The 13,544-nt window shown below is 58.9% G+C and carries 13 protein-coding genes; 7 read left to right on the forward strand and 6 right to left on the reverse strand.

From position 1 onward, the window contains the following. Nucleotides 1-78: 78 nt before the first annotated feature. Together LAC81_RS37450 and LAC81_RS37455 are read right to left on the reverse strand one after the other, a co-directional pair. Nucleotides 79-768, reverse strand: a complete 690-nt coding sequence (locus tag LAC81_RS37450; RefSeq protein WP_223730616.1) for a hydrolase — start codon at nucleotides 766-768, stop codon at nucleotides 79-81. A gap of 234 nt (nucleotides 769-1,002) precedes the next feature. Beyond that, the gene (locus LAC81_RS37455; RefSeq protein WP_162768613.1) at nucleotides 1,003-1,149 is read right to left on the reverse strand and encodes a hypothetical protein; all 147 of its coding nucleotides are present in this window, start codon (nucleotides 1,147-1,149) and stop codon (nucleotides 1,003-1,005) included. Nucleotides 1,150-1,808: 659 nt separating this feature from the next. Between LAC81_RS37455 and LAC81_RS37460 the strand changes: the two genes are divergently transcribed. Beyond that, on the forward strand, nucleotides 1,809-2,003 hold the full coding sequence (locus tag LAC81_RS37460) for a hypothetical protein (protein WP_223730617.1): 195 nt from the start codon (nucleotides 1,809-1,811) through the stop codon (nucleotides 2,001-2,003). A gap of 185 nt (nucleotides 2,004-2,188) precedes the next feature. On the opposite strand, the gene purU is transcribed toward LAC81_RS37460, so the two are convergent. The 3 genes from purU to glyA all read right to left on the reverse strand — a co-directional run bounded on the left by purU (nucleotide 2,189) and on the right by glyA (nucleotide 5,396). After that, complete coding sequence (gene purU, locus LAC81_RS37465) at nucleotides 2,189-3,085, reverse strand: formyltetrahydrofolate deformylase (RefSeq protein WP_223730618.1); 897 nt, start codon at nucleotides 3,083-3,085, stop codon at nucleotides 2,189-2,191. Between the two features lie 24 nt (nucleotides 3,086-3,109). Beyond that, a complete protein-coding gene (folD, locus tag LAC81_RS37470; RefSeq protein WP_113535907.1) occupies nucleotides 3,110-4,000 on the reverse strand; it encodes a bifunctional methylenetetrahydrofolate dehydrogenase/methenyltetrahydrofolate cyclohydrolase FolD in 891 nt (296 codons plus the stop codon). A 118-nt stretch (nucleotides 4,001-4,118) separates the two neighbouring features. Then, nucleotides 4,119-5,396 carry a serine hydroxymethyltransferase gene (glyA, locus tag LAC81_RS37475; protein WP_113535906.1) on the reverse strand — a complete coding sequence of 426 codons (1,278 nt, stop codon included), beginning with the start codon at nucleotides 5,394-5,396 and terminating at the stop codon, nucleotides 4,119-4,121. A gap of 134 nt (nucleotides 5,397-5,530) precedes the next feature. Here glyA and LAC81_RS37480 point away from each other — a divergent pair, with 134 nt between their 5' ends. The 6 genes from LAC81_RS37480 (at nucleotide 5,531) to LAC81_RS37505 (ending at nucleotide 12,455) form a co-directional block, all read left to right on the forward strand. Beyond that, entirely contained in the window at nucleotides 5,531-6,415 is an 885-nt protein-coding gene (locus LAC81_RS37480) for a LysR substrate-binding domain-containing protein (protein WP_113535905.1), read from the forward strand. A gap of 455 nt (nucleotides 6,416-6,870) precedes the next feature. Beyond that, the gene (locus LAC81_RS37485) at nucleotides 6,871-7,902 is read left to right on the forward strand and encodes a transporter substrate-binding domain-containing protein (protein WP_223730619.1); all 1,032 of its coding nucleotides are present in this window, start codon (nucleotides 6,871-6,873) and stop codon (nucleotides 7,900-7,902) included. 63 nt (nucleotides 7,903-7,965) lie between these two features. Further along, nucleotides 7,966-9,180, forward strand: a complete 1,215-nt coding sequence (locus tag LAC81_RS37490; RefSeq protein WP_223730620.1) for an ABC transporter permease subunit — start codon at nucleotides 7,966-7,968, stop codon at nucleotides 9,178-9,180. Next, a complete protein-coding gene (locus LAC81_RS37495) occupies nucleotides 9,177-10,301 on the forward strand; it encodes an amino acid ABC transporter permease (protein WP_223730621.1) in 1,125 nt (374 codons plus the stop codon). Before LAC81_RS37490 ends, LAC81_RS37495 begins: the two co-directional genes overlap by 4 nt. Nucleotides 10,302-10,325: 24 nt before the next feature. After that, on the forward strand, nucleotides 10,326-11,084 hold the full coding sequence (locus tag LAC81_RS37500) for an amino acid ABC transporter ATP-binding protein (RefSeq protein WP_273700267.1): 759 nt from the start codon (nucleotides 10,326-10,328) through the stop codon (nucleotides 11,082-11,084). Between the two features lie 42 nt (nucleotides 11,085-11,126). After that, nucleotides 11,127-12,455 carry a D-serine ammonia-lyase gene (locus LAC81_RS37505; RefSeq protein ID WP_223730622.1) on the forward strand — a complete coding sequence of 443 codons (1,329 nt, stop codon included), beginning with the start codon at nucleotides 11,127-11,129 and terminating at the stop codon, nucleotides 12,453-12,455. Between the two features lie 268 nt (nucleotides 12,456-12,723). Here LAC81_RS37505 and LAC81_RS37510 read toward each other — a convergent pair whose 3' ends face one another. After that, the gene (locus LAC81_RS37510; protein WP_223730623.1) at nucleotides 12,724-12,957 is read right to left on the reverse strand and encodes an AbrB/MazE/SpoVT family DNA-binding domain-containing protein; all 234 of its coding nucleotides are present in this window, start codon (nucleotides 12,955-12,957) and stop codon (nucleotides 12,724-12,726) included. Nucleotides 12,958-13,544 lie beyond the last annotated feature (587 nt).

Here is a 13,544-nt window from a genome sequence, read left to right on the forward strand (position 1 = left end):
CGCGGTACGCCCCTTGAAAACGAATTTTGACAGGCGATGCGGTTCCCCAGGGCGACAGCCCAGGGGAACCGATGATACTTACTTTGCCGGGTTCGGTCCGATGGTCTTGCCGTGGTGGGTGCGCTCTTCGCCGTTGTGAACCATGGTGACGGCGTAATCGATGCCCATGCCATAGGCGCCCGAGTGCTCCTTCACCAGCGAGGTGACGGCATTGTAGGTTTCCTTGCGGGCCCAGTCGCGCTGCCATTCGAGCAGGACCTGCTGCCAGGTCACCGGGATGACGCCGGCCTGGACCATGCGGTCCATGGCGTATTTGTGCGCATCGACCGAGGTGCCGCCGGAGGCGTCGGCCACCATGTAGATCTCGTAATCCGGTACATCATTGAGGGCCGAGAGCGCGAAGGTGGTGTTGCAGACTTCGGTCCACAGGCCGGAGACGACGATCTTCTTGCGACCGTTGGCGGCATTCTTCGCCAGCGCATCGCGGACGTTCTGATCGTCCCAGGAGTTCATCGAGGTGCGCTCGAGAATGTCGTTTTCCGGGAAGACGGCGAGCAGTTCGGGATAGGTGTGGCCGGAGAAGGACGTGGTCTCGACGGTGGTGATCGTCGTCGGGATGTTGAAGACCTTGGCGGCCTTGGCGAGACCGACGACGTTGTTCTTCAGCACCTGGCGATCGATCGACTGCACGCCGAAGGCCATCTGCGGCTGCTGGTCGATGAAGATCAGCTGGCTGTTCTGCGGGGTCAGGACTTCGAGTTTGGCCATGGGATATCTCCTCTTTGAGCTGGTTGGGAAGAAGGGTGTCGGTGTCTGTCTTCGCCAGTCTGTGGTGAACTTGTCTGGTGAAAACAGGAGTATCGGGTCGGATTGCGCCGAACAAGTGCAATAAGAATTTCGATGGAGTTGCGAATATTGCAACAATCGACGTGAAGTGATGTGACCTGGAGCACCTCGGTTCAGATGAAAGCCAGACGCTCCAACGCCTGGTTTGAAGAACAGTCACAGAAAGCGGATCGCTGGTTCTTTCGTCCGGTCGTCACCGACCGAAAGAATGAGGCCGTCGGCGATGGCAACGGCGGTGGCAGTCGGATTGGCGCGGTCGAGCATCGTGACAAGGCCGTTGTGGAGAATGAGGTCGGGCGTCATCGTGGTGTCTCCGGACTGTTGGGCGCCGGCGGTGCGGGCCGACGAAAAGAGAGCAGGCAGGGCAAGCGACGAGGCTGCGCCGAGGAACGTGCGTCGGGTGGGCTCATGATTCCTCCTTGTCTCTGAAGCTGCCGGCGAGTGGTCGGATCTTCATCTAGTGATCCATCGTGACAAAGAGATTGTCCGTCCGTGGGCGAGGCGCAGGAGCAAGCATGCAGCACGAGGCAAGAAGGCGGCCAAGCGCTCGCAAGGGAAAGTCCATCGGACATAACGCACCGATCAGCGAGCTGGCTGCGGGCAGAAAGCATGCGCGCGCGAGATCAGAAGGCTGCGGAACGGTGGCTTGATTGCCAGGATCATCGGCTTCTCCCTGATCTGATCGGTTGCGGGTCTGGTTTTTCGATATTGCTGCTATTGCGCTCTAGTTTCTTGTCCAGAATGCCTGTTTTTAGAACGTTCTTGCGCTCCTGCGGCGAAGTCAGGCATCGATGACCCGGTGTTCGCCGTGATCCGAAAGTGCGATGGCGTGGGTTTGGGCGTAGACGCCGGATCGGTCCGCCAAGGCGCTTGGGCTGGGGACGTCACGGGCTCGGTCACCGTCGGCAAGCGCGCTGACCTCCTCCCGTTTGCGTACCGATCGCGTGCTGAATTTCGCCCCGATGGAAGACATCGACAGTGTCGGGGTCAGCGGACGTCGAGCGAAAGCCGACGGTGTCATGCTTGACGTGGATTGGGCGCACGCAAGACGACGCACCATCGGTATTCAGGAGCGGGTCTTTGCTCTGGCGGAGACGATCAACCTGACATGGCCAGCAAATGGGTCGCAGGTGGCCGCGATGTGCAAGTCGAAATGACTCCGTTTGCCAGCGATGGCTGGACTAGGCTGGGCTTTGCCAATCGCCGGCCGCGCCTCTGACGCCACGGGCTGAGGTTGGTGCACCTCTGCCCGCTGGCCAGTCAGCGTGATACTCTCAAAAGTCCCTTGGCCCGATCGCCGACCAAGGGGTGCACCTGGGAACCTTCTTCCGCGGGGCTTGGTTCAGCCCATCCGTTCCGAGGCGTACGAGCCTGGCGAAGGTGGGAAGACCACAGCCTTGTTCCCGTTGATGAAGACGCGGCCATGGATATGCGCGTGGATCGCGCGAGCGAGCACCTGGCTTTCCACGTCGCGGCCGAGGCTGACGTAGTCCTCGGCACTTTGAGCATGGGTCACACGCACGGTGTCCTGTTCGATGATCGGGCCTTCGTCGAGGTCGGCAGTGACATAGTGAGACGTGGCGCCGATGAGTTTCACGCCGCGCTCGAATGCCTGCTTGTAAGGGTTCGCACCCTTGAAGCTCGGGAGGAATGAGTGATGGATGTTGATGATCCTGCCCGACATCCGCGAACACATCTCGTCTGAGAGAACCTGCATGTAGCGCGCCAACACGACAAGTTCGGCACCGCAATCTTCAACGATTTGCATTTGCTCGGCTTCGGCTGCCGGCTTGTTATCCTTGGTCACCTTGATGCAGTGAAACGGTATGTCGTGGTTCACGACAACGCGTTGATAGTCCAGATGATTGGAGATCACGCCAACGATGTCGATCGGCAGCGCGCCGATGCGCCAGCGATAAAGGAGGTCGTTCAGGCAGTGGCCGAAGCGTGAAACCATCAGGATCACCTTCTTCTTTGCGCTTTCGTCGAAGAACTCGGCGTCAGCCTGGTATCTGGCCGCGATCTGCGCGAACCCCTCGCGGAGTTGGTCGAGGCTGTGCCCTTCTTCAGGCTGGAAGCTGACGCGCATGAAGTAGCGTCCGGTGTCTGCGTCGTCGAACTGGGCACTGTCGGAGATATTGCAGCCATTTTCGGAGAGATAGGACGCAATCGCGGCCGTTACCCCGCGAATGGAAGGGCAGGCTACGCGCAGCGCGTATCGAGGCTTGGTGCTGGTCATGTGATGGGTACCGTTCTTGGCGATTTATGCAACGAGGCCTTGTTGGCGGCGAAAAGCTGTGAGTGTGTTGGACAGGAGGCAGGCGATCGTCATCGGGCCAACGCCTCCAGGGACGGGGGTGATGGCCGCGGCATGCCCCGCCTCGGCGTAAGCGACATCTCCGACGATCCTGGATTTCCCGTCTTCGACGATACGGTTGATGCCGACATCGATGACTACGGCCCCTGGCTTGATCCATTCTCCGCGAACGAGCCCCGGTCTTCCAACGGCCACGACCAGAATGTCGGCGGCGCGGCAAAGCTCGGCCGTATTCCTCGTCTTTGAATGGGCGACTGTCACAGTGCAATTGGCGCTCATCAGGAGTTGCGCCATTGGTTTGCCAACGATGTTGGACTTGCCTAGTACGACCGCGTTCAATCCAGCCAAATCCGCCCCCAGTCGATCATGGAGGAGCATCATGCAGCCAAGTGGCGTGCAGGGGATCAAGGCAGGCTGGCCTGTCGCGAGCCGCCCGGCGTTGGAGATGTGAAAGCCGTCAACGTCCTTGTCGGGGTTGATCGCCTGAATGACTAAGTTGGGGTCAAGATGACGCGGCAGCGGCAACTGCACCAGGATCCCGTGAACCTGAGGGTCCTGGTTCAATGCGCCGATCAGTGCCATGAGCTGGTCCTGAGTGGTATCTGCCGGCAGTCGGTGTTCGAACGATTTCATGCCCGCCGCAACGGTCTGGCGATGTTTGGACGCAACATAGACGGCGCTCGCCGGGTCGTCGCCCACGAGCACGACAGCGAGGCCCGGGGCAGCACCGGTCTCTGCCAGAAGCAAGGCGACGTCAGTCTCGATGCTTTTCAAAAGGCCGTTCGCAAAGGTCTTTCCGTCGATCACCTCAGCGCGGTGAAATCTATCCATTCCCATCTCGTTGCTCTCCTGTCGACCGGTTCGGGACATCGCGACGCCTGAGTATGACCATGCCGCGCGGTGCATTCTGCTCGCGCGGCATGCGTCAGGAATTCGGAGCGTCGGTGGGTGGAGCTCAGTGTCCGTAGACCGGGAAGCGGTGGGTGAGGTCGGCGACGACCGCCTTCGCATTACCAACGACTTCGTCAATCTTTCCAGCGGCTTCAGCGTCAATGAGATCAGCAATCACTTTGCCGAGCGCCTTGAACTCCTCTTCCTTCAGGCCTCGAGTGGTCGCCGCCGACGTGCCAAGACGCATACCGACCCATTCGGGCGGGCGAGGGCTGTCGCCTGGGATCGGGTTTTTGTTCGAGGTGATGTTGGCACGAGCCAACGCTACCTCGACCTGCTTGCCATTGAGGCCTTTGCTGGAAAGATCGAGCAACACGATGTGCGTATCAGTGCCGCCCGACACGATCCGGACGCCGCGATCGGCGAGCGTTTCTGCAAGTACCCTGGCATTTGCCTTGACCTGGTGGGCGTAGACTTTGAAATCATCTCGCAGTGCCTCACCCAGGCAGATCGCCTTTGCCGCAAGGACGTTGCTGTGAAGTGATCCCTGGACGCCCGGGAAGACGGCAGCTTGCAGCTTCTTGAACCATTCTTCGTTGTTTGTCAGAATGAGGCCGCCGCGCGGACCACGCAGTGTCTTCGTCGTTGTGCATGTGACGATATCGGCATGCGGGAACGGGGAGGGGTGCGCACCCCCTGCCACCAGACCTGCGATATGGGCCATGTCCACCATGAAGTACGCACCGACCTTCTTGGCGATCTTCGACATGCGCTCGAAGTCGAGTTCACGTGGGTACGCCGAGCCGCCGGTAATCAAGAGCTTCGGGCGCACCTCTTCTGCGACGCGCTCCATTTCGTCATAGTCAATGACTTCGTTCTGAGCGTTCACATTGTAGTTGTGTGCCTCGAACCATCGACCCGACAGGTTAGCCTTCATGCCGTGTGAAAGGTGGCCGCCTGCAGCAAGGTCGAGGGAAAGAACCTTGTCGCCAGGGGTCATCAGCAGGAAGAAGACCGCCAGGTTTGCCTGCGTGCCGGAATGCGGCTGGACGTTGGCATAGGCACATCCGAAGAGTTCCTTGGCGCGGTCGATGGCAGCCTGCTCGACCACGTCCACGAATTCGCCGCCACCGTGGAAGCGATTGCCGGGGTAACCCTCGAGCGTCTTGTTGGTCATCTCATGGCCAAGTGCATCGAGGACCGCACGGCTGACGATGTTCTCCGACGCGATAAGCTCGATCTGGTTCTGTTGGCGATGACGCTCGTTGGCAAGAGCGTTTGCAACGAGCGGATCGCGCTCTTCGACGTGCGTTTCGAAAAATGCCTTTGCGACGTTTTCCATTGTTCCTCTCCAATATCGGGTATCCATTTCGTTGGAGGGCAAACTAGTCGGCGTCACAATCCAGAAAAAGTTAATAATATTTGCATATACCATCAGATATGCTAAACAATTGAGCGTCGGAACGGGAGGATGGCATGGACATTGGGCGTCTGCGGGCTCTCAGGGAACTCTCGATCCGAAAGACAATGGCGGCTGTGGCCGAGGCTCTTTATGTTTCCCCGTCCGCGGTGTCGCAACAGATTGCACTCCTTGAGGAAGAGGTGGGCATCAAACTGATTGAGCGCCGGGGGCGCGGCGTCGTCATGACGCTTGCCGGGCAGAAGCTTGTCGATCGCGCCGGGAACATTCTGTCAGAAATCGAGTCTGCGCGAGCCGATATCTCGGAACTGAAAAGCGTGATCTCGGGCGAGTTGCGGGTGGCGGCTTTCCCGTCAGTTGCGGCCGCATTGATCCCGCGAGTGGTCCATCAGCTTGCCGAAATGCACCCGCACCTCACCGTCCAGTTCGATGAAATGGAGCCTGCGGAAAGCGTGGCCGCACTCAGAAGCTGGCAGACCGATGTAGCCATCATTGACGACCTCAACATGCCAACGGGCGCTTTGGACCCCAACATTGAAACCATCTATTTGATGGAGGATGTGTTCAACGTCATGGTATCGAAGGACCATAAGCTGGCCGAAAAGCCGACAGTCAAACTCAAGGAACTGCGAAACGAGCGCTGGGCCATCGACACCGCATCGGACACCTACAACACGATGCTTGCCGATGCCTGCCAGGCCGCCGGCTTCAAGCCCAATATCGTCGCGCGTTGCAAAGGGTTCGAGGTAACGATCGCTCTCATCCGGCAGAATTACGGCATCTCGATGCTACCGGGCCTTCGGGCCAGCCATGACCTGGAGGATGTCTGGGTCTGCAAGGTCGTTCCAGAAATCCGCCGCAAGATCTTCCTGGCTTTTCGCAAAGCAGAGAAGCGGAGCCCTGCCATGCAGGTCTTCATTGAGCAGATTACGCGCAAGTAGGGCGCGGGCTGACCATCATTTCAAGCAAACCATAGGGTGTTGAGCCCTTGAGCTTTGGCCTGCCTTCATCGGGCGATCGGCCGTGCTCGTAGCGCTCACCGCCGCGCTCACGTCCGACTCCTGGCTACGTTACTGCTCTTTGCCGAGCAAGATCCCGTTCGATCCTAAGATAGACACGCCTGGGTAGTCTCGGGGCGGTTGCGCCTCGCCTTGGCGCATTTCATTCATCAGTTTTGCTTATGTAATGATCAAGGGAAATTAAGTAGATTTAAACGAATCGACCCCTTATCGTCCCCCTGCCGATCGATGGGGCTTTAGCGACACCGGCGAACCGGCGGGAACATTTTTTGCTTCAGAACGGCAATAGCCGCTGCGGCCGACATCGAAATCAGTCCCCGCCAGTGCTCCGTCTTTAGGCCCCACAACCCGTCAGAGCGTCCGAAAGGGGAACTGAAATGAAATTCATGAAAGCACTCGCAGCCGGGGTATTCGCCGGGCTGGCTCTCGCAGCGACAAGCGCTTCCGCATCCGTCCTGGATACGGTGAAGCAGCGAGGCGTCCTGAACTGCGGCACCGACAATACCGCGCCCGGATTCGGCTATCTGAACACCACGACCGGCCAGATGGAGGGACTGGACGTCGACTTCTGCAAAGCCGTCGCGGCCGCAGTTCTGGGCGACGTGTCGAAGGTCAAGTTCATCACCGTGACGGACAAGAGCCGCTTCGACGCGGTGCTTACCAATCAGGTCGACGTCGTCTTCGCCCACACGACGATCAAGCCGGCGCGCGAATCCGCCATCGCGATCGATTTCCTGCCGATCAACTTCTACGACGGCAACGGCGTGATGGTGAAGGTCGATTCCGGGGTGACGCAGTTCAGCGACCTCGAGGGCGCGACGATCTGCACGACGCAGGGCTCCTCCACCGAGATGGTCCTTACCAATGCCTTCAAGGCTCGCGGCTGGACGACCTCAAAGGTATTGACCTATGAGAACCTCGAAAAACTCTTTGCAGCACTGAACTCCGGCCGCTGCAACGCCATGAGCACGGATAAATCCGCGCTTGCGGCTTGGGCTGGCAATTCGCCGAAGCCTGCCGATTATCTGATCCTCCCCGACACCCTCGACAAGTCGCCGTTCGGTGGCTTTGTGGTCGCAAACGACTCCAAATGGCGCAATGCTTTGCGTTGGGTCCATTACGGTCTCTTCCAAGCGGAAGAGTCCGCCATCACCCAGAACAATCTCGACGAAAAGCTCAAGAGCGAAGATCCCTTCGTTCAAAAGCTCCTGGGCGTTGGCGGCGGCTACGGCAAGGACTTCGGCCTTGCCGACGACTTCGTAGCTCAGTCGATCAAGGCCGTCGGCAACTATGGCGAGATCTACGATCGCAATCTCGGTCCCAACACCAGGATGTATCTCGACCGGAAGGGCACGGCGAACGCCCTTTGGACCCAGGGTGGCGCAATCTATTCCCCGCTCTGGAATTGAACCTGACAACGGGCTGGCGCGGCATTTGCCGCTCCAGCCCGAAATGGCGTTTGGAGCCCGGATATGAGCATCAATGAGACGAGCGCGGCACCCGGTGTCGTCGATCGTGACCAACAGCAGGCGCGGCGGTTGCGTAACCGGTTGCGCTACGACGCCATCCAGTTCGCGATAATCGCCCTGGCGATCGCTCTGGTTGGTGTCCTGGCCTACTGCGTGAAAGAAGGGCTTGCCGCAAAGGGCATCAAATTCAGCTTCGCGTTCCTCGCCAACACGGCGGGCTTCGACATCAGCGAAGGCAAGACGCTTTCGTTCGGGGAAGAGATCCTTCCGGTGTTCGAGGCCTTTACGTCCGACAGGACGAACGGTGCGGCCTTCGTCACGGGCATCTTCAACACGGCGAAGGTGGCAGTGCTCGCGATCGTCTTCAGCACGATCTTGGGCACGCTCTTCGGGGTCGGACGCCTTTCGACCAACTGGGTCGTCAGGAACCTCTGCTTCTGGATCGTGGAGTTCGTCCGCAACACTCCGCTTCTGATCCAATTGGTCTTCTGGTACTTCGCCGTCGTTTTGCAGTTCCCACCGCTCGCCTCCGCCGCCAAATGGTACGGTGGCGTCATTATCAGCCAGCAGGGCCTCCATTTTCCTTCTCTTTCCTGGGCCGGGGATGGCTCGCCGATTTCCATTGCGCTCGCGACGGCCACCTGGCTGGCGTTTGCCGGAGCGGTTTTCGATCCGGTTGGCAAGATGCGACGCGCCTGTATGATTGCACTCGCGGTGATGATAGGTGTGCTGCTTGCAACGGACATGTTGTCGGTCGATTATCCGGTGGCTTCGCGCTTCCAGGCGAGTGGCGGCACAAGTCTAAGCCCCGAGATGGCCGCACTTCTGTTGGCCATCGTTGTGAACAGCGCGTGCTATATCGCCGAGATTGTCCGCGGGGCGATCGACGCTCTCCCGAAAGGTCAATGGGAAGCGGCCGGGTCGCTCGGTCTAAGCCGTCGCGACACGATCAGCGACATCATCCTACCCCAGGTGTTTCGTGTCGTGCTCCCGTCCTTCGGAAATCAGTACATCAGCCTGACCAAGAACACCGCGCTCGGGATCGCGATTGGCTATCCGGACCTCTTCAACATCTATGGCACTGTCGCCAACCAGACTGGCCACAGCCTCGAAGGCATCGTCATCGTCATGGCGTCGTATCTGCTTTTGAGTTGGACGATCAGTGCAGTCGTTTCCTTTGCCGACAGGCGTCTGAACGTCGTGGGAGCAAAAAGATGATCGCATACGCTTTCAAGTGGTCACGCCATAACCTCTTTGCCAAGCCGTTCGACGCGCTCCTTTCCCTGATCGTCATCCCGGGGACGCTCTGGCTCATATATTCGGCTCTTGCATGGGCATTTACGACCGCGCAGTGGGATATCATCCCGCAGAGCATGCGTGTCCTGATGATCGGGATCTTCCCGGCCGATCAGGTCTGGCGTGCGTGGACGGCCGTCGGGATCATCGGTGCGCTTCTCGGGGCCGCACTCGGCTGCGTGTTCAGTTTCCGCGTCCACCATGCCTTTATTCTGGCAGTCCCGCCGCTCGCGCTTGCGGTTTCAGGACAAGGAATGGAGGTTTCCGGCCCTGCCGCTCTGGTCGTGGCGATCCTGGGGTGCGGATGGGCGCTGACCTCGTATGTGCCCCTGGCACGCAAAGTCCTGCTACCTGCATCGTTTACCGGGTTCATATCCATATTCGCCGTGATGGCGCCTCCAGGCGTTGGCCTGTGGGGAGGGTTGCTCCTCAGTATATTGCTGACGCTGGTGACCGCTGTTCTGTCACTTCCAATCGGCATCCTGCTCGCGTTCGGCCGTCGCAGTCGGTTTTCGAGCGTTCGCGTGATCTGCACGGGCTACATCGAGATCATGCGATCTCTACCGCTGATCCTGGTCGTCTACTGGATCTGGATCCTGATGCCGGTCCTGGCCACGGGATGGAACCTGGCAGATGTCGCACGCGGCATGATCGGTTTCACGATCTTCTACTCCGCATATGTCGCGGAATATGTGAGGAGCGGACTGCAGGCGGTCCCACAGGGTCAGACCGAGGCTGCACGCTCCCTCGGCATGAGTGAGTTCGATATCAACCGTTCAATCGTTCTTCCGCAGGCGCTGCGCGTGGTCGTGCCTCCGCTTGTTGGCAACGTGCTTGATATCTTCAATGCAGCGCCGCTCGTCTTCATCATTGGCCTTACCGACTTCCTTCGAGCGGGCCAGATGATCCTCGCCAACCCGCAGTACGGCGACCGAACCTACGAAGTCTATTCCTTCCTGCTTCTGACCTATTTCCTCGCCGGCTCGATGATCACCTACGCCGCGCGCAAGCTCGAAGCACATATGGCCGTCGGCAGTCGCTGAGCGGGCAAACATGGAGTGAAAGCGATGACCACCATCGTTGAAATGAAAAAAATGAACAAGTTCTACGGCACGCACCACGTGCTGAAGGACATCGACCTAACAGTGACACGCGGCGAGGTAATGGTTGTTCTCGGGGCGAGCGGCTCCGGCAAGTCGACCCTTATCCGTTGTGTGAACGGCCTCGAGATGTACCAGCACGGCAGTCTCGTGGTCGACGGTTATCACATGCCCGTCGACGAAGACCGAAGACTAGGAGGCGAGCGCGAACTGGCGGAGATCCGCAAGGGCGTGGGGATGGTGTTTCAGCAATTCAACCTCTTTCCGCACAAGACAGTCGTCGAGAACATTACGATCGCGCCGATCCGTGTACGGAAGAAATCCAAGGAAGAGGCCGAGGCGGCTGCGATCAAACTCCTGGAGCGCGTGGGTCTGAAGGCGCATGCGCATAAGTATCCGGGACAATTGTCGGGCGGCCAGCAACAGCGCGTGGCCATCGCCAGGTCGCTGGCGATGGAACCCCATCTGATGCTCTTCGATGAGCCAACCAGCGCCCTGGATCCGGAAATGGTGGGGGAGGTCCTCGATGTCATGCGCGAACTCGCCGCTGAAGGCATGACCATGATGATCGTCACCCACGAGATGGGGTTTGCCCGCGAGGTCGGCGACCGCGTTGTCTACATCGACCAGGGCTCAATCCTGGAGATCGCGAAGCCGGATACCTTCTTCGACGATCCGCAGAATGACCGTGCCCGCTCCTTCCTGGCCCGCGTTCTGAAGCACTGAGCGAAACACATGGCAATCAACCATCGGCAACAGGATAATGCGATGACCGTCGAAGTACCGAACGCGCAACTTCTCCAGGAAGTGGCCTCGGCGTGGCCGACCCTATGGGTGAACCCGAAGTACAAGGCGGGCGCAATCGACGGAGGAGACTTACCGGTAAATCCTTCCGATGTCCTGGACGCCAAACGGAACTGGGAGAGACTGGCTCCACTGCTCGCAGCGTGTTTCGAAGAACTCGAAGCCACCGGCGGCGTCATCCGATCCGAACTGCTCGAGCTCAAGGCGTTGCGACACGCGCTGGAATATGGCTCGCCGGAGTACGGTCGCCTGTTCATGAAGGCTGACAGCGAGCTTCCCGTGGCCGGTTCCATCAAGGCAAGGGGAGGGGTCTACGAAGTGTTTCTTTTCGCCGAGGGACTGGCGAGGCAAAATGGCCTGCTGGCCGACGGGGGAGACATCCGCAAACTCGCCGGGGCCGAAGCGCGAGACTTCTTTTCTGGATACACGATCGCCGTCGGCAGTACCGGCAACCTTGGCTTGAGCGTGGGCATCGCCGCCCGGGCGCTGGGCTTCAAGGCAACCGTTCACATGTCCTTCGATGCGAAGCAGTGGAAGGTGGATCGCCTGCTTCGCCTCGGTGTCGAGGTTATCAAACATGAGGCCGACTACACGACTGCGGTGGAGAACGCGCGCGTCGTCGCGGAAGCGGATCCGTCCATCTACTTTGTTGACGACGAAAAGTCTCGACACCTATTCCTCGGCTACAGCGTCGCGGCCTACGAACTGGCTGAGCAGTTGAAGGATCTGGGCGTAACTGTCGACGAAAACAACCCTTTGTTTCTGTATCTGCCTTGCGGCATCGGCGGCGCTCCAGGGGGTGTGACCTTCGGGGCAAAAGCAGTCTTCGGCGACAATGTCCATGCATTCTTCGTCGAACCCGTCCAGTCGCCTTGCGCGTTGGTGCATATGATGTCGGGCTCCGAGGAACTGGTGTCGGTCTATGACGTCGGCCTTACCAACAAGACCGAGGCTGACGGGATGGCGGTGGCGCGGATGTCTGCGTTCGTTGCGACCGTCATGCGAGAAATGTTGGCGGGCATCTACACTGCTCCCGACGCCGACTTGTTGAAGGCGCTGCTGTCTGCGTACGAGGCAGAGGGTTTACGCCTCGAGCCGTCCGCAACCGCGGCCTTGTTCGGCCCCGAGTTCCTCCTGCGCCACCCGCGCGGCGAAGAGTTCTGCGCGCAGCGCGGTATGCGGGACAAGATGGGACGCGCGACGCACATCCTCTGGACGACGGGGGGATCTTTCGTGCCGGACGAGCAGTTCGAAAGCTTTCTTGCACAGGCAAGGTCCTTGGTGCAGCGGTAGGCGCATGCGCGAACCTTTCGAGCAGTCGGGGTGATGGCCATTCCGATTGCCGGCTCACCCGTCCGGTGGTGCACGGCCCGGTCATCTTTCTGAAGCTGGCAAAGGCTCGCCCCGCGACATTCAGCCCGCTCAACCTTCAGGCGGCCGGGCTATGGGGAGTAGTTCCGGCGGTTGGCGCGGTCGGCTCCGACGAGCTGCGCTACAGACCTATTTGCCTATGTCGGATCATCGGTCGCGGCATCGAGAAGCACGTTTGTGTCGACGAATATCACGGCTCGTCACGGGTGAGTTCCATAATCGCGTCAGTGTCCAGCCCTTCGCCTGCGTGCCCCCGCAGTTTGGAAAAGCGGCAGGGCTGCTGCTTTTTGGCGTCGTGGACGAGAACGATGCTCCCATCCTGCGCGCCGCGGAAATCAACCTTGCTCCCAGGAACAATTCCCAGGAGGTCGCGCACTGATTTTGGAATGGTAACTTGCCCTTTGGCTGTAACTTTCGTCGTCATCGCCATTGCCCGATAAGGAATGATCTCATCAAGGTATTACTGCGCGGTCCTTTTTTCCAAGAGATTGCACGGATACCGCTCCGCTGGGCCTCCGCGACGTTACATCGTCCATAGGACCGAAAGCGGTGCAGCGTGCAATTTTTTCGCCGAATGGCGTCACGCGGTCGCGATCGTGTAAAAACGATGCCGTGCAGGAAGCGGTCGCCCACCGCCTCCTATAGCTTGTTGATGGACACCTGGTGGCTTCCAATATTATCGCGCCTTTGCCCGATCATTCATTGCATTGACGCCTTTCCATCCCTGCACAATACCGGCTTGATGGGCCGCGATTGGGAATCGTAAGCACTCGGAAATCTGGCAAGAAATGAAAGTTTGATTTCTCTAGTGATTGATGATGGAGATTAATCAAATTATGCTTTGTTTTTGTCGAATTGGCTCAATCTAGGTGACGTAACGAATTCATAATTTCATAAGTTGTGTCTAGCCCACAAAAATCGCGTTATAGTTTGACTTGTGCGAAAATTTAAAATATCAAAAAAGCAAAAGCGCATTATAGCCCTCTTTTGGCGATAAAAGGAAGGACGAGC

The sequence above is a fragment of the Ensifer adhaerens genome (assembly GCF_020035535.1).
Taxonomy (GTDB): Bacteria; Pseudomonadota; Alphaproteobacteria; order Rhizobiales; family Rhizobiaceae; genus Ensifer.